Source organism: Croceibacterium ferulae (assembly GCF_003660445.1).
GTDB classification, from domain to species: domain Bacteria; phylum Pseudomonadota; class Alphaproteobacteria; order Sphingomonadales; family Sphingomonadaceae; genus Croceibacterium; species Croceibacterium ferulae.
Genome location: NZ_QZVQ01000002.1, coordinates 140217 through 161906, shown reverse-complemented (window position 1 = coordinate 161906; position 21690 = coordinate 140217). Strand labels below are relative to the sequence as shown.

Annotated in this window: 24 protein-coding genes and 1 tRNA gene; 11 read left to right on the top strand and 14 right to left on the bottom strand. The window is 67.3% G+C overall.

The genetic code is table 11. The annotated features are described in order from the left end of the window. Positions 1–92 precede the first annotated feature (92 nt). A tRNA-Ser gene (locus tag D5S08_RS01525) sits at positions 93–183 on the bottom strand. Between the two features lie 98 nt (positions 184–281). Between D5S08_RS01525 and D5S08_RS01520 the strand changes: the two genes are divergently transcribed. From D5S08_RS01520 to D5S08_RS01510, 3 genes are all read left to right on the top strand, one after another. Then, positions 282–689, top strand: a complete 408-nt coding sequence (locus D5S08_RS01520; RefSeq protein ID WP_121114825.1) for a metallopeptidase family protein — start codon at positions 282–284, stop codon at positions 687–689. 43 nt (positions 690–732) lie between these two features. After that, positions 733–1725 (top strand): peptidylprolyl isomerase, encoded by a 993-nt coding sequence (locus D5S08_RS01515; RefSeq protein WP_121114823.1) that lies wholly within the window; start codon positions 733–735, stop codon positions 1723–1725. A gap of 85 nt (positions 1726–1810) precedes the next feature. Next, on the top strand, positions 1811–2200 hold the full coding sequence (locus tag D5S08_RS01510) for a MerC domain-containing protein (RefSeq protein WP_162301897.1): 390 nt from the start codon (positions 1811–1813) through the stop codon (positions 2198–2200). Here D5S08_RS01510 and D5S08_RS01505 read toward each other — a convergent pair. The 3 genes from D5S08_RS01505 to hemF form a co-directional block, all read right to left on the bottom strand. Continuing rightward, positions 2197–3066, bottom strand: a complete 870-nt coding sequence (locus tag D5S08_RS01505; protein ID WP_121114819.1) for an NYN domain-containing protein — start codon at positions 3064–3066, stop codon at positions 2197–2199. The genes D5S08_RS01510 and D5S08_RS01505 overlap by 4 nt on opposite strands. After that, positions 3067–5160, bottom strand: coding sequence for a RelA/SpoT family protein (locus tag D5S08_RS01500; RefSeq protein WP_121114817.1), 2094 nt, complete (start codon positions 5158–5160; stop codon positions 3067–3069). A gap of 65 nt (positions 5161–5225) precedes the next feature. After that, positions 5226–6083 (bottom strand): oxygen-dependent coproporphyrinogen oxidase, encoded by an 858-nt coding sequence (hemF, locus tag D5S08_RS01495; protein WP_121115423.1) that lies wholly within the window; start codon positions 6081–6083, stop codon positions 5226–5228. A gap of 53 nt (positions 6084–6136) precedes the next feature. Here hemF and pdeM point away from each other — a divergent pair, with 53 nt between their 5' ends. Together pdeM and infC are read left to right on the top strand one after the other, a co-directional pair. Then, entirely contained in the window at positions 6137–6916 is a 780-nt protein-coding gene (pdeM, locus tag D5S08_RS01490) for a ligase-associated DNA damage response endonuclease PdeM (protein ID WP_121114815.1), read from the top strand. A gap of 115 nt (positions 6917–7031) precedes the next feature. Then, positions 7032–7553 (top strand): translation initiation factor IF-3, encoded by a 522-nt coding sequence (infC, locus tag D5S08_RS01485; protein ID WP_121114813.1) that lies wholly within the window; start codon positions 7032–7034, stop codon positions 7551–7553. Positions 7554–7595: 42 nt separating this feature from the next. Here infC and miaB read toward each other — a convergent pair whose 3' ends face one another. From miaB to D5S08_RS01450, 7 genes are all read right to left on the bottom strand, one after another. Beyond that, on the bottom strand, positions 7596–8930 hold the full coding sequence (miaB, locus tag D5S08_RS01480) for a tRNA (N6-isopentenyl adenosine(37)-C2)-methylthiotransferase MiaB (RefSeq protein ID WP_121114811.1): 1335 nt from the start codon (positions 8928–8930) through the stop codon (positions 7596–7598). Between the two features lie 10 nt (positions 8931–8940). Then, a complete protein-coding gene (locus D5S08_RS01475) occupies positions 8941–9654 on the bottom strand; it encodes a lysophospholipid acyltransferase family protein (RefSeq protein ID WP_241557158.1) in 714 nt (237 codons plus the stop codon). A gap of 50 nt (positions 9655–9704) precedes the next feature. After that, on the bottom strand, positions 9705–10127 hold the full coding sequence (locus tag D5S08_RS01470; protein WP_121114807.1) for a Fur family transcriptional regulator: 423 nt from the start codon (positions 10125–10127) through the stop codon (positions 9705–9707). Positions 10128–10250: 123 nt separating this feature from the next. Beyond that, the gene (locus D5S08_RS01465; RefSeq protein ID WP_121114805.1) at positions 10251–10700 is read right to left on the bottom strand and encodes a Ros/MucR family transcriptional regulator; all 450 of its coding nucleotides are present in this window, start codon (positions 10698–10700) and stop codon (positions 10251–10253) included. Between the two features lie 139 nt (positions 10701–10839). Next, the gene (locus tag D5S08_RS01460) at positions 10840–11313 is read right to left on the bottom strand and encodes a GNAT family N-acetyltransferase (protein ID WP_121114803.1); all 474 of its coding nucleotides are present in this window, start codon (positions 11311–11313) and stop codon (positions 10840–10842) included. Beyond that, positions 11310–11918 carry a tRNA (adenosine(37)-N6)-threonylcarbamoyltransferase complex dimerization subunit type 1 TsaB gene (gene tsaB, locus D5S08_RS01455; RefSeq protein WP_121114801.1) on the bottom strand — a complete coding sequence of 203 codons (609 nt, stop codon included), beginning with the start codon at positions 11916–11918 and terminating at the stop codon, positions 11310–11312. The genes D5S08_RS01460 and tsaB overlap by 4 nt, the downstream gene beginning before the upstream one ends. A gap of 18 nt (positions 11919–11936) precedes the next feature. After that, on the bottom strand, positions 11937–12518 hold the full coding sequence (locus D5S08_RS01450) for a NifU family protein (protein ID WP_121114798.1): 582 nt from the start codon (positions 12516–12518) through the stop codon (positions 11937–11939). Between the two features lie 103 nt (positions 12519–12621). Here D5S08_RS01450 and D5S08_RS01445 point away from each other — a divergent pair, with 103 nt between their 5' ends. From D5S08_RS01445 to D5S08_RS01420, 6 genes are all read left to right on the top strand, one after another. Continuing rightward, entirely contained in the window at positions 12622–15573 is a 2952-nt protein-coding gene (locus tag D5S08_RS01445) for a M16 family metallopeptidase (protein WP_121114796.1), read from the top strand. Positions 15574–15656: 83 nt separating this feature from the next. Continuing rightward, complete coding sequence (locus D5S08_RS01440) at positions 15657–17030, top strand: class II 3-deoxy-7-phosphoheptulonate synthase (protein ID WP_121114794.1); 1374 nt, start codon at positions 15657–15659, stop codon at positions 17028–17030. Positions 17031–17135: 105 nt separating this feature from the next. Beyond that, complete coding sequence (egtB, locus tag D5S08_RS01435) at positions 17136–18350, top strand: ergothioneine biosynthesis protein EgtB (RefSeq protein ID WP_277750397.1); 1215 nt, start codon at positions 17136–17138, stop codon at positions 18348–18350. Beyond that, positions 18347–19327, top strand: a complete 981-nt coding sequence (gene egtD / locus D5S08_RS01430) for an L-histidine N(alpha)-methyltransferase (protein ID WP_241557157.1) — start codon at positions 18347–18349, stop codon at positions 19325–19327. Before egtB ends, egtD begins: the two co-directional genes overlap by 4 nt. Positions 19328–19375: 48 nt before the next feature. Then, positions 19376–20050 carry a retropepsin-like aspartic protease family protein gene (locus tag D5S08_RS01425; RefSeq protein ID WP_121114789.1) on the top strand — a complete coding sequence of 225 codons (675 nt, stop codon included), beginning with the start codon at positions 19376–19378 and terminating at the stop codon, positions 20048–20050. Between the two features lie 110 nt (positions 20051–20160). Beyond that, positions 20161–20667: a DUF4142 domain-containing protein gene (locus D5S08_RS01420; protein ID WP_121114787.1), complete on the top strand. Its 507-nt coding sequence runs from the start codon at positions 20161–20163 to the stop codon at positions 20665–20667. Positions 20668–20743: 76 nt separating this feature from the next. Here the strand turns inward: D5S08_RS01420 and grxD are convergent, their stop codons facing one another. Genes grxD through D5S08_RS01405 form a run of 3 tightly spaced genes read right to left on the bottom strand, consistent with a single transcriptional unit; the run spans position 20744 to position 21668 of the window. Beyond that, entirely contained in the window at positions 20744–21073 is a 330-nt protein-coding gene (grxD, locus tag D5S08_RS01415) for a Grx4 family monothiol glutaredoxin (RefSeq protein ID WP_121114785.1), read from the bottom strand. Positions 21074–21108: 35 nt separating this feature from the next. Continuing rightward, entirely contained in the window at positions 21109–21342 is a 234-nt protein-coding gene (locus tag D5S08_RS01410) for a BolA family protein (RefSeq protein ID WP_121114783.1), read from the bottom strand. 2 nt (positions 21343–21344) lie between these two features. Next, positions 21345–21668, bottom strand: a complete 324-nt coding sequence (locus D5S08_RS01405) for a DUF1476 domain-containing protein (RefSeq protein ID WP_121114781.1) — start codon at positions 21666–21668, stop codon at positions 21345–21347. Positions 21669–21690 lie beyond the last annotated feature (22 nt).

Below are 21690 nucleotides of genomic sequence, written 5' to 3'. Positions count from 1 at the left end.
CGCATTTCTGCGGCCACGGATATGGAGCGGAAGCTCGGCGCCAGCTGCATCTGCGCCCGTCCACCCTGCAGGGGTGGCTTCGAGGTGGTTGATGGCGGAGCGGGTGGGATTCGAACCCACGATACGCTTTTGACGTATACACACTTTCCAGGCGTGCGCCTTCGACCACTCGGCCACCGCTCCGCATGCCTGCTGGCAAGAGCGCGGCCCCTACAGCCGGGTTTCGCGGTTGGCAAGCATGTGCTTGTCAGCAATCACGCCGGCAGCGTAAACCTGCCCGAATGGTGCAGCGTTCGTTCGGTACCCCGGCCAGCCTGGAGGAGATAGAGCAGCTTGCGCGCGATGCGCTGGCCCGCGTCCCGGCGCCGTTCGCCGCGCATCTGGGCGGCATCAGGCTGCTGGTGGAGGATTTCGCCGACGAGGCGGTGCTGGCCGATCTGGGCATCGACGAACCGTTCGAACTCACCGGCCTGTATGAAGGGCTGCCGCTGGGCGACAAGAGCATCGAGCATAGCGGCGCCATGCCGGACCGCATCCGCCTGTTCCGCCGCCCGATCCTGGACGAGTGGGCGGAACGCGGCGACGTGACGCTGGAGCAGCTGGTGGCCCATGTACTGGTGCACGAGGTCGGCCATCATTTCGGCCTGTCGGATGATGCGATGCATGCGCTGGAGGAACAGGCCGGCTGACATTGCCCCTTGCCGCCCGGCCACGCGCTGGCAGGATGGCGCGATGCACATCCAGACCTTCGCCGCCGCCGCACTGGCCGCTCTGATCCCCGCCACATCCGCCAGCGCACAGACGCCGGTGGAGCCGCCGACACCGGCGTCGATCATCGCCGCAGCACCGGCGGCCGACTGGCGGGCGATTGATCCGGCCGACCTGCTGGTGATGGACCTTGCGCCAGACCGCGAAGGCCAGGCGCGGCAGGTGATCATCCAGCTGCTGCCGCCGCCCTTCAGCCAGGGCTGGGTCGAGAACATCCGCACCCTTGCCGCCGCGCACTGGTGGGACGGGACCAGTGTCTACCGCGTGGTCGACAACTGGGTGGCGCAATGGGGCGCGGGAGAGGACGAGGCGGGGCAGAGCAAGGCGCTGCCAGCCGGCATCGTGCCCGTGCCCGAAAGTGCCTACGTCACCGCCGTCCGGCGCGGGCCGGAGGACGGGTACGACCATGTGCTGACAGGCCGCGGCGGGCAGGATGGCCGGGAGGACATCGTGGTCAGCCGCTGGCTCGACCCCTATGCGATCGGCGCCCATGTGGCGGGCTGGCCGATCGCGCTCGACAGCGAAGGCGATGGCACCGCCTGGCCGGTGCATTGTTACGGCGCCGTGGGCGTGGCGCGCGACCTGTCGCCCGATACCGGCACCGGGGCCGAACTGTATGCGGTGATCGGCCACGCCCCGCGCCAGCTCGACCGCAATATCGCGGTGGTCGGCCGGGTCATCGAAGGGATCGAGCACCTGTCCGTCCTGCCGCGCGGCACCGGAGAGGCCGGCGTGTACCGCACGGCGGCAGAACACACACCGATCCGGTCCGTCCGCACGGGCGACGCGCTGCCAGCCGCGGAGCAGCCCCGCTTCCAATATCTCGCCCCGCGCAGTGACAGCTTCGCCCGCTACCTGGCGGTGAAGGCCAATCGGCAGGACACGTTCTACAAGGTGCCGGCAGGCGGCGTGGATCTCTGCAATGCGCCCGTGCCGATCCGCCGCATGGAACCCTGACGATTGGGGCAGGGGAGGCATTGTCGCACACACAAAAGCGCGATGTTATGTTGTCACATACAGAGAATGGCCCTATGTGGCCGCCATGGCCTCCTCCCAGCCCACCACTGACTCATCGCTGACCCTGCTCGACGGCTTCGCCCTGGCTGCCTCGGCCGCCTGCATGGTGCATTGCCTCGCTTTGCCGCTGGTGCTTGCGCTGCTGCCGGTTTTGTCCGGCACGCTGGTGGAAAGCGAGGGCTTCCACCTGCTGGTGTTGATTCTGGCTCTGCCGACCAGTGCGCTGGGGCTGTGGGCATCGCGCGTACCCGGCGGCAGCATGGGGCCCTTGCTGGCCGGTGCGGCCGGGCTGGGCCTGCTGACGCTCGCGCTGCTGGCGGGCGAGGCGGCGGAGCGGGTGATCACGCTGGCTGGCAGCCTGCTGCTGGCTGGCGCGCATGTGGCGAACTGGCGCGCCCGTCGCAGCCGGCGCTAGCCTTCCGGCGCTTTCGTGCGGTCGGTGTTGCGCCGGTCCGCCACATAGCGCTGCCCGCCGGCGACCTGCACGATCTCGAACAGGCCGGTCGCCTCGAACAGGGCGGGGAAGTTCTTCACGCCATAATTTCGCGGGTCGATCGGCGCCTGCCGCTTCGCCGCGCTGCCGGCCGTGCTCAGCACGGCCCAGCCATCCTCCCGCGCCGCGGCATCCACCGCGCCGCGCAGGATGGTGACCAGCTTGGCGTCCAGCGCCAGCGGGCGGGCGGATTTGCTGTCGGACTTGGCGGGAGCGTCCGGTGTGCTCTCGGTGGCGGCCTTCGTGCTCTCGACCGGCTTGGCCTTCCCGGCCGCCCTGCTGCGCGCTGGCGTGGCCTTGGCGGGTTCGTCCCGCGAGGAGGCATTGGGATCGTCCAGGCTGTCGAGATACAGGAATGTCGTGCAGGCGTTCACAAAGGGATCGGGCGTCTTGCGCTCCCCAAAGCCGTAGACGTCATGACCGTTGGCGCGCAGCTGCATGACCAGCGGGGTGAAGTCCGCATCGCTGGAAGCGAGGCAGAAGGCGTCGGGCTTCTGCGTGTAGAGCAGTTCCATCGCATCGATCACCAGCGCGATGTCGGTCGCGTTCTTGCCGCTGGAATAGCTGAATTGCTGGATCGGCCGGATCGCGTGGGCGTGCAGCTTTTCCGTCCACCCTTTCAGGCCGGGGCTGGCCCAGTTGCCATAAGCGCGCCGGATGCTGGCCGTGCCATATTTGGCCAGTTCGGCCAGCATGGCGGCGATCTTGCTGTGGGAGACGTTGTCCGCGTCGATCAGCAACGCGATGCGGCGATCGGGTGCCGGGCCGGACGGTGCGGTGCTGCTCATCTAGATGCGTTCTGCCTCTGCTACGGAATCGCTGGCGCGCAGGGCACTCAGGATGCGGGTGAGATGCGCCAGGTCCTGCACCTCCAGGTCGACCATGTAGGTGTGGAACGGATCGTCGCGCCGTTCCGTCAGGTCCAGGCCGATGACATTGGCATTGTTCCTGGCGAAGATGCCGGCCATTTCCGCCAGTGTGCCGGTACGGTGGTACAGCACGGCGCGCAGGCGCCCGACCGCGCCCCGCGAATGTTCGCCCCAGCCAAGGTCCAGCCATTCGCCGGTGCCGTCTTCCGCCAGGCAGGGGCAGTCGATCACATGGACCGCCACCGTACCGCGGGCTGAATCATCCTCCTCGTGCAGGCCGACGATCCGGTCGCCGGGCACGGGGTGGCAGCACTCCGCCAGGCGGAAGCGGGTGCCTGGCCGCAGACCCTTGATCGTGACGGAGCGCTCCTCCGGCTCCTCCGGCAGGTCGGCGGTGCTGCCCGGCACCAGCGCTTCCATCACCTCGCGCGGGGACAGCCGGGCGGCGCCGATCGCATGCAGCAGATCGTCCTCGTCCTCCAGCCCCAGCCGCTCCAGCGCCTCGCGGATTGCCTTGCGGCCGACGCGGGCGGGCAGCCGGTCGGCGATCTCGTCATACAGGCGGCGGCCGGTCTCGATCACCTCCGCCCGTTCCTTGGCGCGCAGCGCCCGGCGGATCGCGGCGCGGGCCTTGCCGGTGGTGACGAAGCCCAGCCAGGACAGCTGCGGTTCGGCGCTCTGGCCCTTGATCACCTCCACCATGTCGCCGTTTTCGAGCTGCGTGCGCAGCGGCACATGGCGGCCGTTGATCTTGGCACCCACGGCGGCGGCGCCCAGATCGGTGTGAACGGCAAAGGCGAAGTCGACCGCGCTGGCCCCCTTGGGCAGCTGGAACAGCGCGCCCTTGGGCGTGAAGGCGAAGATGCGATCCTGGTAGATCGCCATCTTGGTGTTTTCGAGCAGTTCTTCCGCATCGTGGCTGGCATCCACGATCTCGATCAGGTCGCGCAGCCAGCCGACCTGCCCGTCAGGCCGGTTGCCCTGCTTGTAGGCCCAGTGCGCCGCCAGCCCGAATTCGTTTGTGCGGTGCATGTCGGCGGTGCGGATCTGCACCTCCACGCGCATGGAGTTTTCATAGATCAGCGCCGTGTGGAGCGAACGGTAACCGTTGCTCTTGGGCGTGGAGAGGTAGTCCTTGAAACGGCCGGGCAGGAACTGCCAGGTGGTGTGCAGGACCCCCAGCGCGCGGTAGCAGTCGGCCGGCGATTGCGTCAGCACGCGGAAGGCCATGATGTCGGTCACCTGGTCGAAGGCAACATGCCGTTCGGCCATCTTGCGCCAGATGGAATAAGGCTGCTTCTCCCGTCCCCATACCATGACCTGCAGCCCTTCGGCGGCCAGCGCCTGCTTGATCGCCAGTGCCACCTGATCGACCTGGCCATGATCCTGGCTGCGCAGCTGTTCCAGCCGCCCGGTCAGCGTGGCGTAGGCATCGGGCTCCAGCTGCTCGAAGGCGAGGGCCTGCATCTCGCGCATATATTCGTACATGCCCACCCGCTCGGCCAGCGGGGCGTAGATCTCCATCGTCTCGCGCGCGATGCGGCGGCGCTTGTCCGGGCTCTTGATGAAATGCAGCGTGCGCATGTTGTGCAGCCGGTCGCCCAGCTTCACCAGCAGCACGCGGATATCCTCGCTCATCGCCAGCAGGAACTTTCGCAGGTTCTCCGCCGCGCGCTCGTTCTCCGGCATGGTCTCGATCTTGGACAGCTTGGTCACACCGTCCACCAGCCGGGCGATATCCGGCCCGAACTGCGCCTCGATATCGGCGATCGTGGCGAGCGTGTCCTCCACCGTGTCGTGCAGCAGCGCGGTGGCGATGGTCTCCTGATCCAGCTTCAGGTCGGTCATCAGCCCGGCGACTTCGACCGGATGGCTGAAATAAGGGTCGCCGCTGGCGCGCTTCTGGCTGCCATGCTTCTGCACGGTGAAGACATAGGCGCGGTTCAGCAGCGCCTCGTCAGCGTTGGGGTCGTACGCCTTGACCCGTTCTACCAGTTCATATTGCCGCAGCATCGCCCGCACGATGTGCGCATTCGGGCGGGTAGGGCAAGGCTTTATCGCTGCTGCTGCACTTCAGTTCAGCTCCAGACAGCCTCCGGCGGCAGGCTCATCAGGATGGCATCGACATTGCCGCCGGTCTTCAGGCCGAACAATGTGCCACGATCATAGACCAGGTTGAACTCGGCATAGCGGCCCCGCCATTCCAGCTGGGTCTGCTTGTCGGCCGGCGTCCACTCGGCGCCCATGCGCCGGCGGACGATGCGCGGGAACACCTCCAGGAACGCTTCACCGACGGCGCGGGTGAAGGCGAAGTTGCGGTCCCACTGCGCCTCCGCCGCACATTCCAGGTGGTCGTAGAAGATCCCGCCCACCCCGCGCGAGACGCCGCGATGGGGAATGAAGAAATATTCGTCGGCCCACTTGGCGTAGCGTTCGTACCAGCCCGGATCGAACGGCGCGCAGGCCGCGCGGAAGGCCGCGTGGAAGGCTTCGGTATCCTCCGCATAGGGGATCGGTGGATTGAGGTCGGCCCCGCCGCCGAACCAGGCCTTGCTGGTCGTCAGGAACCGGGTGTTCATGTGCACCGCCGGAACATGCGGATTGGCCATGTGCGCGACCAGGCTGATGCCGGTGGCGGTGAAGCCGGGCGCATCCGCGCTGGCGCCGTTGATCGTGCCGGCGAACTGGGGCGCGAAGGTGCCATGCACGGTGGAAACGTTGACGCCCACCTTCTCGAACACGCGGCCCTTCATCACCGCGCGAACCCCGCCGCCGCCTTCGCTGTCATCTTCCGTGTGGCGGTCCCACGGCGTGTAGCTGAATGCAGCATCGCTGCCGGCCTCCCGCTCGATGTCCTCGAACGCGGTGCAGATGCGCGTGCGCAAGGTTTCGAACCAGTCACGGGCGCGCTGCGTGAAGGGGCTCCAGTCGGTCATCTGATCCATTGCGCCTGCTTGCCAAAGCCGGGACGGTCCGGCAAGGCGCCGGCATGGTTCCCGTTTCGTTCGGCCCCGAACTCTACAGCCCTGATCCCTGCAGCCCCGGCGGCTGCCCGCTGCCCTTCGCGTGCGAGGAATTCGTGCTGACGCCCAGGCACACGCTCTACTGGCCGCGCGAACGCACGTTGCTGGTGGCGGACCTGCATCTGGAGAAGGGCAGCTTCTTCGCCCGGCACGGCCAGATGCTGCCGCCCTATGACAGCCGCGAGACGCTGGAGCGGCTGGCGGTGGAGGTGCGGCAGACCGGCGCGCGGCGGGTGGTGACGCTGGGCGACAATTTTCACGACGCCGGTGGCCCCGCCCGGCTGGAGCCGCATGCCGCGGGGATGCTGGCGGCGCTGACACGCGCGCTCGACTGGGTCTGGCTGACGGGCAATCACGATGCCGGGCGTGGCGAGATGGCGGATCACGCCGCACTGGCGCAGCGGCTGGGCGGCACCGTGCTGGCGGAGCTGGAGCTGGCGGGCATCATCCTGCGCCACCATGCGCAGGCCGGGGAGGATCGCCCCGAACTGTCCGGCCACTTTCACCCGCGCCTCGCCGTCACGGTCCGCGCCCGCCGCATCCGCCGCCCGTGCGCGGTGGTGAGCGATGGCGTGGGCAATGCGGGCGGACGCATGATCCTGCCGGCATTCGGCACGCTGACCGGCGGCATGGATGCAGGCGATCCTGCAATCCTGGCGGCGCTGCAACCGGCGCGCACGATCCGCGCGGTGCTGCCGGCCAAGGGCCGGCTGGCGCAATTTCCGCTGTGGCAGGCGGCCGCCTGACAGACTGCCGCGCCTGCGCGCTTCGCCCCTAGCGAAATGGGCGCGCGCATACTATGTGGACCGGTGATTCCATTGGGCTTCAGGAGAACAAACCATACCCCGTCCACCCCGGCGCATGTTGGCGCCCCCGGTTAAGTCCGGCCCCCGCTTCGACCATATGATCCAGGCCGACAAGGTTCGCGTCATCGATGACGAAGGGGAGAACCTTGGCGTCATGTACACGCGCCAGGCGATCGAGCAGGCGAACGAGCTTGGCCTGAACCTGGTGGAAGTGTCGCCCAACGCCGACCCGCCAGTCTGCAAGTTCCTGGATGTCGGCAAGCACCGGTACGAGGCGCAGAAGAAGGCCAACATCGCCCGCAAGACCCAGAAGACGCAGGAGATCAAGGAGATCAAGATGCGTCCGAACATCGATGACCATGATTATGACGTGAAGATGCGCGCCATGAACAAGTTCATCGAGAACGGTGACAAGGTGAAGGTGACCCTGCGCTTCCGTGGCCGCGAGATGGCGCACCAGCATCTGGGCATGGACCTGCTGAAGCGCGTGCAGGACGATGTGGCGGAAGTCGCCAAGGTGGAAGCCTATCCCCGCCTGGAAGGCCGGCAGATGCTGATGGTGCTGTCACCCAAGTAAGATCTCGGCCCCTCTGCTCAGGTGGAGGGGCCGGTCGCCGTCTCAGGCGGCCAGGGTCTCCAGAACACGCCCTTCCAGCGAGTTGGGCCCGGCCTGCGCCAGGTCCACCATCACCAGATCGCCGATCGCCGCATCCGCATCGAACCACACCGATTGCAGCCAGGGCGACTTGCCCAGCCATTGGCCCGGCCGCTTGCCGCGCCGTTCGACCAGCACGGCGCACCGGCGGCCGACGCTGGCCTGGTTGAAGGCCAGCTGCCCGCGCGCGATCGTCGCCTGCAGGCGCTGCAGCCGCTCGTCCATCACCTCGGCCGCGACCTGCCCGTTCATTGTCGCGGCCGGCGTGCCGGGGCGGGGCGAGTACTTGAACGAGAAGGCGTGGGCATAGCCCGCCGCTTCCACCACCTGCAGGGTTTCGGCGAACTCGGCCTCCGTCTCGCCCGGGAAGCCGACGATGAAATCGCCCGACAGCGCGATGTCCGGTCGTGCGGCGCGGAAGCGTTCCAGCAGCCGCAGATAAGCCTCCGCCGTGTGGCTGCGGTTCATGGCGCGCAGCACCCGGTCCGATCCGCTCTGCACCGGCAGGTGCAGATACGGCATCAGCTTGGCCACCTCGCCATGGGCGGCGATCAGCCCGTCGGTCACGTCGTTGGGGTGACTGGTGGTGTAGCGGATCCGTTCCAGTCCATCGATCTGCGCCAGCCGACGGATCAGCCCGTCCAGCCCCTGCGTGCGGTCGGCTTCGTCGCTGCCCGTCCAGGCGTTGACGTTCTGGCCCAGCAGCGTGATCTCGCGCGCACCCGCTTCCACCAGCAGCTGCGCCTCCGCCACCAGATCGGCGAAGGGGCGGCTGATCTCGGCACCGCGGGTATAGGGAACCACGCAATAGGTGCAGAACTTGTCGCACCCTTCCTGCACGGTCAGGAAGGCAGCCGGAGCGCTGCGGCGACGGCGGGGCAGGGCGGCGAACTTGGCGTCTGCCGGCATGTCGGTGTCGGTGGCGCGGATGCCCTGGCTCGCCTGGGCAATCAGTTCGGGCAGGCGATGATAGGCCTGCGGCCCGACCACGATGCCGACGCCGGGGGCGCGGGCCATGATCTCCTTCCCCTCCGCCTGCGCCACGCAGCCGGCAACGGTGATCAGCGGCGCGGGTCCGTCCGTCTTGAGCAGGCGGCCGATGTCCGAATAGACCTTCTCCGCCGCCCGCTCGCGGATGTGGCAGGTGTTGAGCACCACCAGCTCCGCATCCTCGCCCTCGGCCGCAGGCGTCAGCCCCTGCGCAGCCAGCAGCTCGCCCATGCGTTCGCCATCATAGACGTTCATCTGGCAGCCGAAGCTCTTGATACGGTAGGTCGTGGGCAGGGGGCGGCGTTCCATGCGCCGCCAGTTAGGGGATCGGGCCGCCGATTGGAAGCGCCAGCGCCGCAGCGATGCGGCTTTGCGCCGCCTCCGCCATGGTCTTGCGACTGACCAGCGCCGCGGGATCCAGCGGCGGGAGGAAGCGGATGGTCAGCCGGATCGGCTCGCGACGGGCAAGCAGGCGGCGGATGTTGTCGCCGCCCGGCTCCGCATCCGTCCAGGCGATGGCGGGCGCGTCCTCGTAATCGAACGCCACCGGCTGCACGGTCACGCCGGTCGCACTCTCGGCGGCAGACAGCAGCGCGCTCTTGAACGGCAGCAGGCGGGTACCGTCACCCGTCGTGCCTTCGGGGAAGACGCACATGCGCCGCCGGGCCAGCGCGGCGCGCAGCTGGCCGACCTGCTGGCCGACCGCGCCCCGGCGTTCGCGGGCGATGAACAGCGTGTCATTCTGCGCGCACAGCCAGCCGAGCAGGCGATTGTTCGCCAGCGTGCCCTTGGCCACGAAGGCTGCACGGCACGCACCGCCCAGGGCCAGAATGTCCAGCCAGCTGGTATGATTGCCGATCAGCAACAGCTGCCCACGCGCGGGCCGGCCGACGATCGTGACCCGCAATCCGGCCAGCCAGCCGACCGCGCCCAGGAAATGCGGCGGGATCACCCGGCGCAGTCCCACCAGGCTGAGCAGCAGATGCGGCAGGATGATTGCGGCGAACAGCGCCACGATGCCGGCGATGCGCAACGGCGGCAACCAGCCCGCGGAGGCCGGTCGGGGCAACGCAGCCTGTGCCGTCATTCCTCGCGGTCGATGCGGACGCCGTAGAGTTCCATGCGGTGATCCACCAGGCGGTAGCCCAGCTTTTCGGCGATCTGCCGCTGCAGCGCCTCGACCTCGGGATCGACGAATTCGACCACCTTGCCGGTTTCCACGTCGATCAGGTGATCGTGATGCGCCTCCGGCGAAGCTTCATAGCGGGCGCGCCCGTCACCGAAATCATGACGGTCCAGAATGCCCGCATCCTCGAACAGGCGGACCGTGCGGTAGACGGTGGCGATGGAGATCCGCGGATCGATGGCGCTGGCCCGCTTGTGCAGCAGTTCCACGTCCGGGTGATCATCGGATTCCGACAGCACGCGGGCGATGATGCGGCGCTGCTCGGTTATCCGGAGGCCCCGTTCGGCACACAGCGCTTCCAGATCGATCAATTGCTGCACGCCTTCATCTTCCCTTCTGTCAGCGCTGCCGCGACAGAATGCGCCAGCGCCCCGCCACTATGGAAGCGGCGGGGCGCGATTGCAACCGGGAGGAGCCGTGACCAGCCCCCGTTATCCGGCCTGTTATTCGGCGGGCGTGGCGGCCTTGGGCCGGCGACCGCGCTTCTGGCCGGGCTTGCGGCCCAGGCCGATATCCTTGGCCAGCTTGCGGCGCTTTTCCGCATATTCGGGTGCGACCATCGGGTAGTCGGCGGGCAGGTTCCAGCGCGCGCGATACTGTTCCGGGGTCATGCCGTACTGCGTCATCAGATAACGCTTCAGCATCTTCATCTTCTTGCCGTCTTCCAGGCAGACCAGATAATCGGGCTTGATGGAGGCCCGGATCGACACGGCCGGTTCCGGCCGTTCCTCGACCGTCGGCGTCACGCCGAGGCCCTGCAGAGCGCCATAGACGTTCTGGATCAGGGTGGGGACGTCTTCCACCGCAACATTATTGTTGCTGACATGCGCAGCGACAATGTCCGAAGTAAGCGAGATCAGGGTCTCGCCGTGATCATTTTCCAAAGTGTTCATCGTGACCCTCTTGTTTCGAGATTTTTTTGCAAGATCCGCATCGGCTGCTGGGCTAACCCGCCGCCGATCTGACTCTTGATCGGCCTATTTCAGCCGTGGGAGCAAAAAACAAGAGTGTTCTATGAGACTATTGCCTAGTTCACGATGGATCGACCATCTGGATCGACATGGCACAGGTAATCGCATCGAACGGCCCACCTGAACCACGTCTGTAATAGCCGGGTCGTCGCCCGACTTGTGCAAAACCGGCCGCCGCATACAGCCGTGCCGCGCCGTTTCCGTCCCGCATCTCAAGGAACAGTCTTGCAATCTCGCGAGACCGGGCATCCGCGACTACCCGCTGCAGCAATCGCCGTCCGATGCCGCGGCCGCGCCAGCGGGGTTCGACCGCCAGCAACAGCAGTTCCTCTTCATCCAGCACGCAGCGGGTCAGCGCGAAACCCGCGACGGTTTCGCCCGGGGCCGGCTCCTCCCCCGCGCTGTCGGCCAGCATGCAGGCGGTGCCCGGAAGCAGCAGCGTGTCCTCCAACTGGCGGCGGGTCCAGGCTTCGCCGAAGGTCGGATCGAATGCGGCATTCATCACCGCCATGACTGCGTCGAGGTCGTCGGTCATCCCGGCAGCTTCGCGTCCGGCGCCCGGCCATAGAGCGGGCTGAGCGCCGTCGACAGACAGGCAGGCGGCAGCAGGGCAAATGCCGCCGCATCGGGTAGGATCTGCCGCGCCTCGCCCCAGCCTCGCGCCGCGATGAGACCTGCCGCCTGGTCGCCCGCCACCATCTGAGCGGTGCAGGCGGCCTGCGCCGGTTCCGGCGGCAGCGACACGGCCTCCGCTTGTGGCATGCCGTCGCCGGTGAAGTTCTGGACGAACCATTCGCCGTGCCCGCCGGTCATGGCGACGGAAACCGGCAGGTCGGCACCGGCACGGGCCATGGCCGCCACCAGCGCCAGCGTGGGATATCCCAGCACCTCCGCCCCCCAGGCGAGCCCCAATGCGCGCGCCGTGGCAAGGCCGATGCGCACGCCGGTAAAGCTGCCGGGGCCAAGGGATACGCAGATGCGGTCCGCCCGGCCGCGTTCTGGCAGGGCGGCGATCATCGGCACCAGCCGTTCGGCATGGCCGCGGCCGATCACCGCATTGTCCGCGGCGATCAGCTGTTCATTGTCGAACAAGGCGACGGAACAGGCCGGCGTCGCGGTGTCGATCGCCAGCAGGCGCATGGACGGGCGTGCCCGCGATCAGGCCGCGCGCACTTCGCTGACTTCGGGCACGTAATGGCGCAACAGCCCTTCGATCCCCTGCTTCAGCGTTGCACTGGAGCTGGGGCAGCCGGAGCAGGCGCCCTGCATGGCCAGATAGACCACCCCGTCGCGAAAGCCGCGATAGCGGATATCACCGCCATCATTGGCCACCGCGGGGCGCACGCGCGTCTCGATCAGGTCCTTGATCTGGGCCACGATGTCGGCATCCGCCGGATCGTCGTCCCCTTCCAGGTCGTCCATCTCCGGCGGCACGCTGAACGCGCCTGCATCACCGCCGGCAAACAGCGGGGCCTGGCTGATGAAATGATCCAGCAGGATGGATACGACCTGCGGCTTCAGCATGCCCCAGTTCGCGCCCGGCGCGGCGGTGACCGACACGAAATCGCTGCCGAAGAACACGCCCGTCACCTCGCCGGTGTCGAACAAAGCCTGCGCCAGCGGCGATGCCTCCGCGTCTTCCGGCGTGGCGAAGTCGCGGGTGCCGCCCAGGAACACCGCCTGTCCCGGCAGGAACTTCAGGGTGGACGGATTGGGCGTGGTTTCGGTTTCGATGAACATGCGCGGTGATTTAGGCGCATGGGGCAGGTGTCGCAAGGACTGGTCAAATGGATGCGGCTCCCTATTCACCAGTGCTTCATCCCCCGCGACCTTTAGGGCTTCCATGAAATCCATATTGTGCCGATCCGTCGCCGTCATCGCCTTGCTGGCCATTCTGCCTGCCGCTCCGCTCGCTGCACAACAGGTGGGCACCCCGGCGCCCGCGCCGGCAACGGCGGCGCCTGCGCCGGCAGCGCCCGCGATCAGCGCGCCGCGCTATGCCAATCCGGCCGATCCCTGGATCTATCGCGGGACCGATATTCCAGTCGATGCGGACTGGCTGATGGGCGAACTGCCCAACGGGCTGCGTTATGCCGTCCGGGAAAACGGCGTTCCCCCGGGCCAGATCTCCATCCGCGTGGCGATCGACGCCGGATCATTGTACGAGACGGAGGAAGAACGCGGCTTTGCCCACCTGATCGAGCATCTGGTGTTCCGCCAGTCGCGCGACTTCGGCAATGGCGAGGCGATCCCCTACTTCCAGCGGCTGGGCGCGGCACTGGGTGCCGATACCAATGCGACCACCAGTCCCACGCAGACCGTGTACCAGCTGGATCTGCCCAACGCGACGCTGCAGACGCTGGATGACAGCGTGCGGCTGTTCGCCGGCATGATCCGCGAACCCACGTTGAGCAGCGACAATATTCGCACCGAACTGCCCATCGTGCTGGCGGAACGGCGGGAACGGCTGGGCCCGGACCAGCGCATCGCCAATGCCACGCGCGAGCTGTTCTTTGCAGGGCAGCTGCTCGCCGACCGCAATCCGATCGGCACGGTCGAGGCGCTGCAGGGCGCTTCGCAAGGCACCGTGCGCGACTTCCACCGGCGCTGGTACCGCCCGGAACGCGCCACGGTGGCGATCGTGGGCGACGCCGATCCGCAGCTGCTGGCCGCTCTGGTGGAGAAGTATTTCACCGACTGGCAGGCGCAGGGCCAGGCTGCCGAGGCGCCCGATTTCGGCAGCCCCGAGGCGCCGGACGGGGTCGATGCCGAAAATCCTGTGGGCGAGACACGCGTCGTGGTGGAGCCCGGCCAACAGCGCGGGATCACCTATGCCGTGCTGCGCCCGTGGCAGCAGGTCACCGATACGCAGGAATATAATCGCGGCCTGCTGATCGATGCGATGGCGACCGCGGTGATCAACCGCCGGCTGGAGGAGCGCGCGCGCGGGGGCGGCAGCTTCCTGTTCGCCGCCGTCAACAAGGATCGGCCGAGCCGGTCCGCCAACGGCACCTTCGTGACCTTGGCCCCGCTGACCGAAGATTGGCGCGCGGCTTTGCTGGATGTGCGCGGCGTGATCGCCAATGCCGTGGCGGCCCCGCCGACGCAGGCGGAGATCGACCGCGAGGTTGCCGAGTTCGACATCGCCTTCGCCAACAGCGTGGAGCAGAGCCGTATCCAGGCGGGGTCCGAACTCGCCAACGAACTGGTCAATGCGGTGGATATCCGCGAGGCGATCGCTTCGCCCGAAACGGTGCTGGAGCTGTTCCGCGGCATGCGCGAGCGGTTCACCCCTGCGGCGATCCACGAACATACGCAGGCACTGTTCACCGGCGAGGTGATCCGGGCCTTGCTGCTGACACCTGATCCGACGGACGGCGATGCCGACGCGCTGCGCGCGGCAATGACCGCACCAATCAGCGCCGAAGCGCTGGCGGCCGACGGGGCGGAGGCGATCACCTTTGCCGAGCTGCCGCCGATCGGCACTCCGGCCACGCCGAGTGCGGTGGCACCGCTGGGCGTGCTGGATGTGGAGCGGGTCAGCTTCGGCAATGGCGTGACCGCGCTGCTGTGGCCCACCACCAACGAGCCCGGGCGCGCCACCGTGCGCGTGCGTTTCGGCACCGGGCTGCAGGGCGTGGCGGAGGACGAGAGCGTTTATGCCGATCTGGGTCGGCAGGCGCTGGTCGGCGCGGGCTTTGGCGAGGTGAACCAGAACGGGCTGGACCAGCTGGCCACCGGCCGCAAGTTCGGCTGGGACTTCCAGATAGAGGACGGCACCTTCATCTTCGAAGGGCAGACGCGGCGGGAGGATGTGGCCGACCAGCTGTACCTGTTCGCCGCCAAGCTGGCCAATCCGCGCTGGGACGCCGCGCCGTTCGAACGCGCCAAGGCGGCGCAGCGGCTGTCCTACGATTCGTTCGGCGGCGATGCCAACGGTGTGCTGAGCCGTGATCTGCAATGGCTGCTGCATGACCGTGATCCGCGCTATCGCAAGCCCGATGCCGCGGCGCTGGCGGCGGCCGATGCGGCAGGGTTCCAGGATGTCTGGTCCCGCTTGCTGGCCCAGGGTCCGGTGGAGGTCGACGTGTTCGGCGACTTCGATCGCACCGCCGTGCTGACCGCACTGGGGCAGACCTTCGGTGCGATGCCGGCGCGTGCGGCGGCGCCTGCGGATGCCATCGATCCGCCGATCGAGTTTCCGGCCGCCAATGCCGAACCCGAAGTGCTGCGCCACACTGGCGACACCGATCAGGCGGCGGCGGTGATCGCCTGGCCGACCGGCGGCGGCAGCGACGACCTGCCGCGTTCGCGCCGGCTGGAAGTGTTGGCGCAGGTCTTCTCCAACCGGCTGATGGACGGGCTGCGGGAACGTCTGGGCGCCAGCTATGCGCCCTTCGTGGGCAGCACCTGGCCGCAGGACGTGAATGGCGGCGGACAGCTGATGGCGCTGGCGCAGCTGCCGCCTTCGGCCGCGCCCGCCTTCTTTGCCGAGGCGAAGGAGATCGCGACAGATCTTGCCGCCAACGGCCCGCAGCCGGACGAGCTGGCGCGGGTGGTGGAGCCGATCCGCCAATTGCTGGACCGCGCGCAGACCGGGCATACGTTCTGGCTCAACCAGCTGAGCGGCGCGGCCAACGACCCCGCGCGGGTGGCGCATCTGCGCACCTTGTGGACCGATTACACGGAGACGCCGCCGGAGACCTACCGCGCCCTGGCGCAGGAATATCTGGGTGCTCACGAGGGCTGGAAGCTGGTCGTGCTGCCGCAGGAGGCGGCAGAGGGCGGACGCTGATAACGTCTGTAACATTTGCCGGGCGGGTGTGTGGGGTGTAGTGCGCGCCCACCCGCCTGCAAATGTCTGAAAGATCAAACGCCGTGGTACAGAACTGGGATCCGCAAAGCTGGCAGCGTCACGAAGCGCGCCATCTGCCCGTCTATGATGATGCGGCGGAACTGGCCGACGTCGAGGCGCAGCTGAGCAACTTCCCGCCGCTGGTCTTTGCCGGGGAGGCGCGCGACCTTCAGGCGCAATTGGCGGAGGTTGCCGCCGGCCGCGGCTTCCTGCTGCAGGGCGGCGATTGCGCGGAAAGCTTTGCCGAGTTCCACCCGAACACGATCCGCGACACGTTCCGCGTGATCCTGCAGATGGCGGTGGTCCTGACCTTCGCCAGCAAGATGCCGGTGATCAAGCTGGGGCGCATGGCGGGGCAGTTCGCCAAGCCGCGTTCCTCCGCGACCGAAACGATCGATGGGGTGACGCTGCCCAGCTATCTGGGCGACAACGTCAACGGCATCGAATTCGCCGCCGATGTGCGCCGCAACGATCCCCAGCGCATGCTGCGCGCCTACAGCCAGGCGGCGGCGACGCTCAACCTGCTGCGGGCCTTCGCCGGCGGCGGCTACGCCAATCTGCGCCAGGTGCATCAGTGGACGCTGGACTTCGTCGGCCGCTCCCCCTGGGCGGACCGGTTCAGCGACATCGCCGACCGTATCGGGGAGGCGCTGGACTTCATGGAAGCATGCGGCGTGGCGCCCGAAACGGTGCCGCAGCTGAAGAGCACCGCCTTCTACACCAGTCATGAGGCGCTGCTGCTGCCATACGAACAGGCGCTGACCCGGCAGGATTCACTGACCGGCGAATGGTACGATACCAGCGCGCATTTCCTGTGGATCGGCGATCGCACGCGCTTTTCGGGCAGCTCCCATGTCGAGTTCCTGCGCGGCGTCGGCAATCCGATCGGCGTGAAGTGCGGGCCCAGCCTGGATCCGGACGAGCTGCTGCGGCTGCTCGACACGCTCAATCCCGCGCGCGTCCCCGGGCGCATGACGCTGATCAGCCGGTTCGGGCATGACAAGGTGGAAGCGGGCCTGCCGCGTCTGGTGCGCGCGGTTGCCCGATCGGGCCATCCGGTCGTCTGGTCGTGCGATCCGATGCATGGCAATGTCGTGAAGTCCGACAGCGGCTACAAGACGCGGCCGTTCGACCGCATCCTGGCCGAAGTGCGCGGCTTCTTCGCCGTGCACCGGGCAGAAGGTACCCATGCCGGCGGCATTCATCTGGAAATGACCGGGCAGGATGTCACCGAATGCACCGGCGGCGCGGTGGCGATCACCGATGCCGGGCTGGCGGACCGCTATCACACGCATTGCGATCCCCGTCTGAATGCCGGCCAGGCATTGGAGATGGCGTTCGTGCTGGCCGACATGCTCAATCTGGACAGGCGGGAGCGGCAGCGTCAGGCGGCGTGAAACGGGGAACCGGGCGGCTGGCTAACCTTTCTTAGCAGCAGGTGTCGGCGGCCTTTCGCTGTGCACGGGCGGGGGGAGTAGAAATTGGCCACCATGCAACGCAGCATGGCGCCGGCAGCCACAGCGGATCTGCCCGCGCAGTTCACCGCCACGCGGCGGATGACCGCGGAACTGGCTGCGCCATTGTCCGACGCCGATGCCACAGTGCAGTCCATGCCCGATGCGTCCCCCGCCAAGTGGCATCTGGCGCATACGGCCTGGTTCTTCGAGACCTTCCTGCTGCGCGATCACCTGCCGGGCTATCGCCTGTTCCGGGACGACTGGCCGTTCCTGTTCAATTCCTATTACGAGGCGGAAGGCCAGCGGATCGCGCGCGACAGCCGGGGCGTGCTGTCCCGGCCCTCCCTGGCGGAGGTGCTGGACTGGCGCGCCCATGTGGATGCGGCGATGGAGCAGCTGCTGGACGATCCGGCGCTGGCACCCCTGATCCGGCTGGGCATCGCCCATGAACAGCAGCATCAGGAGCTGCTGCTGACCGATATCAAGCATGCCTTCTTCAGCAATCCGGCAGGACCGGCAATGTGGTCGGCTCCTTCGCAAGCCCCGGCGGAAACGCCGGGGCAGGGCTGGTGGCGGCATCCGGGCGGGACCGTGCCTGTCGGTCATTCGGGAGAAGGCTTCTCCTTCGACAACGAAGGGCCGCGTCATCGCGTGCTGCTGGAACTGTTTGCCCTGGCCGACCGGCTGGTGACCAATGGCGAATGGGCGCAGTTCATCGCCGATGGAGGGTATCGCACCCCATCCCTGTGGCTCGCCGATGGGTGGGACTGGGTCTGCCGGCAGGGCATCGTGGCGCCGCTGTACTGGCGTGGCGACGAACAGTTCACGCATACCGGCTGGCAACAGCGCAACGCCCATCGGCCCGCGACGCATGTGAGCTATTGGGAGGCGGATGCCTTCGCTACCTGGGCGGGCCATCGCCTGCCGACCGAATTCGAGTGGGAGGCGATCGCCGTCGACCATGCGTCCGATGCGGGCAACCAGCTGGACGGCGGCGCGCCGCCACTGCCGCAGGGTGGCGGCGGCCTGTTCGGCGATTGCTGGCAATTCACCCGCTCCGCCTATCTGCCCTATCCGCGCTTCCGCCCGGAGGCCGGGGCGGTGGGCGAGTATAATGGCAAGTTCATGGCCGGTCAGTGGGTGCTGAAAGGTGCCAGCTGCGCCACCCCGCGCGGCCACTCACGCGGCACTTACCGCAATTTCTTCCACCCGCATCAGCGCTGGCAGTTTACCGGCGTCCGGCTGGCGTGCGACCTGTGAGGGCAGATTTGGCAGAAACACTGGTGGAGACCCGCCCGGCAAACACCGCCTTTCGTGCCGACGTGCTGGCCGGGCTCGCACTGCCGCAGAAGGCGGTGCCGGCGCGCTGGTTCTACGACGAGGCGGGCAGCCTGCTGTTCGAGGAAATTACCCGCCTGCCCGAATATTACCCCACCCGGGTGGAGCGCGCGATCCTGGCCGAACGGGGCACTGACTTCGCCCGCCTGATTGCGCCCGGCCGTGCGGTGGTGGAGTTCGGCTCCGGTTCCTCCACCAAGACGCCGCTGCTGCTGCAGGCGATCGCCCCGGCGGCCTATGTCCCGCTGGACATATCCGGCGACTTCCTGCGCAGTTCCGCCGCGCAGTTGCAGCAACAGTTCCCGGATCTGCCCGTATGGCCGGTGGAGGCGGACTTCACCGCGCCCGTCACCTTGCCGGCACGGGCTGCCGACCTGCCGAAGATCGGCTTCTTCCCGGGCTCGACCATCGGCAACATGGTGCCGGCGCAGGCGCTGGACCTGTTGCGCAGCATGCGCTCCACACTGGGCCCGCGTTCGCAGCTGCTGATCGGGATGGATCTGATCAAGGACCCGGCCATGCTGATCGCCGCCTATGACGATGCGGCCGGTGTCACCGCGCGCTTCAACCTGAACCTGGCGGCGCGGATCAATCGCGAGCTGGGCGGCACGTTGCCGCTGGACGCCTTGCGGCACGAAGCCCGCTGGAACGATGCGGCGGCGCGGATCGAAATGCATCTGGTGGCAAGCGCGGCAATCCGGTTCGAGGTCGCAGGTCAGGCCTTCACGATGGCGGAGGGCGAGACGATCCATACCGAAAACAGCCACAAATATGATCGCCGCAGCCAGAACCTGCTGCTGGCGGCGGGTGGCTGGAGGCCGGTGGAGCGTTGGACCGACCAGGATGGGCAGTTCAGCCTACTGCTGGCGGAGGCGGCAGAGGCGCACCATGCGCCCTGACGCGTCACCCCCATCGCAAAGCGCCGGGCGCGACCCTAGATAAGGATCATGGATTTCGCCCCTGTCTGGGACCAGCTGGCCCACTCCATTGCCGAACTGCCCAAGTCGGGCCTGCTGATGGCTGCGATTGGGGCCATGGTGCTCGGCATGCTGGGATCGCTGGTGATGCGGTGGGTGCCACCGCTGGGCCGGCTGCTGCGGTTCGGCAGCACGCTGGCGCTGATGGCCGTGCTGGGGCTGGTGGTGCTGCAACTGTCCCGCATGGACCCGCGTTTCGAGATGGCGGTGCCGCAATTCGGCATGCCGGAACAGACCGTGGATGGCGATGAGACGCGCGTGCAGCTGGCGCGTGACGGGCATTTCTGGTTGCGTGGGGAGCTGAACGGCCATCCCACCCGCTTCCTGGTGGACACAGGCGCCACGCTGACGGCCGTGTCGGCCGAAACGGCAGAGGCGGCCGGGCTGGAAGTACGGACCAATGGCCTGCCGGTGCGGATGCAGACTGCCAATGGATCGGTCGCGGCGCAGCTGACCTCCATTGACGAGCTGCGCTTCGGCAATGTCACGGCGCGTGGTCTGGACGCGATCATCGCACCCGGCCTCGGGCCGACCAACGTGATTGGCATGAACCTGCTGTCGCGGCTGGCGAGCTGGCGGGTGGAAGGCGACACCATGATCCTGGTGCCGAACAATCCGCAGCCTGCGCTGGAAACCGAAGGCTGAAGCTGCGGCAAGTAACGCCGTCGGTATGCTCAATGTTTACTTTGTAACCCGCCATACATCTTCGGGCTTCTGTCGAGTAGCGGCTATCCCGCTGCAACAAGGAGCGAGCGATGAACAGGCGTGAACTGGGTGGAGCATTGCTGCTGGGGGCTGTCGCCACGGCAGGTGCAGGTATTCCGGCGGTTGCATGGGCGCAGGGCGCCACAGGAGCAGCCGAACAGCGGCACGCGATGGAAACATTGCGCAATGGCAGCCTGGCGCTGATGACCAGCCAGCTGGCGCAGCAGAAGGCGCGCAGTGCCACTGTCAAGGAATTCGCCGGTCTGGAGGTGGCGGAGCAGACCACGATCGCGCAGATCATCCGCGAATCCAAGAACATGACCCCGCCGCCGCCGGGCGCCATGGAGCAGGACGTGATGGCCCGCCTGAACTCTGCCAGTGGTCGTTCCTTCGACCGGGCCTATGTCGCCGCACAGATCGATGTGCACCAAAGGCTGCTGGAAGCGCAGGAGACCTATCTTGCCGCGGGCCAGGACATGCCCACCCGGCACGTGGCCATGCTGGCCCGTACCCAGATCATGGAGCACCTGACCCTGCTGGGCAAGATGCGCGCCTGACCGGCCCCTGACGTAGAAAAAAGGGGACCGGAAGCGCCTGCCTCCGGTCCCCTCCTCTCATTGCATGAGCGCAAGCTTACTCGGCGCGCGCGACCTGCTTTTCGGTCAGCATCTGCTGCAACTCGCCCGCCTCGTACATTTCCATCAGGATGTCGCTGCCGCCGACGAATTCGCCCTTCACATACAGCTGCGGAATGGTGGGCCAGTCGCTGAATGCCTTGATGCCCTGGCGCACTTCCATGTCCTGCAGCACATCGACGCTTTCATAAGCGACGCCGCAATGGTCCAGGATCGCGACCGCGCGGCTGGAGAAACCGCATTGCGGAAACAGCGGGGTGCCCTTCATGAACAGGACGACATCATTGTCGGTCACGAGCTGGCTGAGACGGGCGTTGATGTCGGACATGGCAGTTTCTTCCACTTGATCAGGTTCGCAGAGCGTCAGTTGGGAACCGCCGTCAGAACTTGCAAGGCGTGCAGTTCCCCGCCCATCCGGCCGCCCAGCGCGTCATAGACCAGCTTGTGCTGCTGCACGCGGCTGCGCCCGGCGAAGGACGGACTGGTGACGCGTGCGCGGTAATGATCGCCGTCACCGGCCAGATCCTCGATCACCACCTCGGCATCGGGCAGGGCGGCGCGGATCAATGCTTCGATTTCGGCGGCTGGCATGGCCATGATCAGTTCTCGCTCATCAGCTGTCGGCGGGCGATCACGCCCTGTTCTTCCAGGGCGGTGCGCAGGTCCGCCTCGTTTGTGTCCACGCCGGCGGCGGTCAGATCGCCCAGCACCTTGCGGATCACCGCCTCGTCGCCGCCGTCCTCGAACTCGGCATGGATGACCTCGCGCGCATAGGCGTCCGTCTCTTCCGGCGTCAGCTGCATCCGTTCGGCCGCCCACAGGCCCAGCAGGCGGTTGCGTCGGGCCGCGATGCGGAACGCGGTTTCCTCGTCCAAGGCGAACTTCGCTTCCTCGGCCCGCTGGCGGTCATTGAAGTCGGTCATGCGTGCGATCTTTCGCGTATGT

Excerpts from the sequence above, each read along its gene's own strand:
- D5S08_RS01500 (WP_121114817.1), bottom strand. The coding sequence starts at position 5,160 with ATGCTGCGGCAATATGAACTGGTAGAACGGGTCAAGGCGTACGACCCC.
- infC (WP_121114813.1), top strand. The coding sequence starts at position 7,032 with ATGTTGGCGCCCCCGGTTAAGTCCGGCCCCCGCTTCGACCATATGATC.
- D5S08_RS01410 (WP_121114783.1), bottom strand. The coding sequence starts at position 21,342 with ATGGCCATGCCAGCCGCCGAAATCGAAGCATTGATCCGCGCCGCCCTG.
- tsaB (WP_121114801.1), bottom strand. The coding sequence starts at position 11,918 with ATGCGCCTGCTGGCGATCGACACCGCGACGCCGGCCTGTTCCGTCGCC.
- D5S08_RS01460 (WP_121114803.1), bottom strand. The coding sequence starts at position 11,313 with ATGACCGACGACCTCGACGCAGTCATGGCGGTGATGAATGCCGCATTC.
- D5S08_RS01510 (WP_162301897.1), top strand. The coding sequence starts at position 1,811 with ATGGCCTCCTCCCAGCCCACCACTGACTCATCGCTGACCCTGCTCGAC.
- D5S08_RS01505 (WP_121114819.1), bottom strand. The coding sequence starts at position 3,066 with ATGAGCAGCACCGCACCGTCCGGCCCGGCACCCGATCGCCGCATCGCG.
- D5S08_RS01420 (WP_121114787.1), top strand. The coding sequence starts at position 20,161 with ATGAACAGGCGTGAACTGGGTGGAGCATTGCTGCTGGGGGCTGTCGCC.
- D5S08_RS01515 (WP_121114823.1), top strand. The coding sequence starts at position 733 with ATGCACATCCAGACCTTCGCCGCCGCCGCACTGGCCGCTCTGATCCCC.
- miaB (WP_121114811.1), bottom strand. The coding sequence starts at position 8,930 with ATGGAACGCCGCCCCCTGCCCACGACCTACCGTATCAAGAGCTTCGGC.
- egtB (WP_277750397.1), top strand. The coding sequence starts at position 17,136 with ATGGCGCCGGCAGCCACAGCGGATCTGCCCGCGCAGTTCACCGCCACG.
- D5S08_RS01465 (WP_121114805.1), bottom strand. The coding sequence starts at position 10,700 with ATGAACACTTTGGAAAATGATCACGGCGAGACCCTGATCTCGCTTACT.
- D5S08_RS01405 (WP_121114781.1), bottom strand. The coding sequence starts at position 21,668 with ATGACCGACTTCAATGACCGCCAGCGGGCCGAGGAAGCGAAGTTCGCC.
- D5S08_RS01520 (WP_121114825.1), top strand. The coding sequence starts at position 282 with ATGGTGCAGCGTTCGTTCGGTACCCCGGCCAGCCTGGAGGAGATAGAG.
- pdeM (WP_121114815.1), top strand. The coding sequence starts at position 6,137 with ATGGTTCCCGTTTCGTTCGGCCCCGAACTCTACAGCCCTGATCCCTGC.
- D5S08_RS01445 (WP_121114796.1), top strand. The coding sequence starts at position 12,622 with ATGAAATCCATATTGTGCCGATCCGTCGCCGTCATCGCCTTGCTGGCC.
- D5S08_RS01425 (WP_121114789.1), top strand. The coding sequence starts at position 19,376 with ATGGATTTCGCCCCTGTCTGGGACCAGCTGGCCCACTCCATTGCCGAA.
- grxD (WP_121114785.1), bottom strand. The coding sequence starts at position 21,073 with ATGTCCGACATCAACGCCCGTCTCAGCCAGCTCGTGACCGACAATGAT.
- D5S08_RS01450 (WP_121114798.1), bottom strand. The coding sequence starts at position 12,518 with ATGTTCATCGAAACCGAAACCACGCCCAATCCGTCCACCCTGAAGTTC.
- hemF (WP_121115423.1), bottom strand. The coding sequence starts at position 6,083 with ATGACCGACTGGAGCCCCTTCACGCAGCGCGCCCGTGACTGGTTCGAA.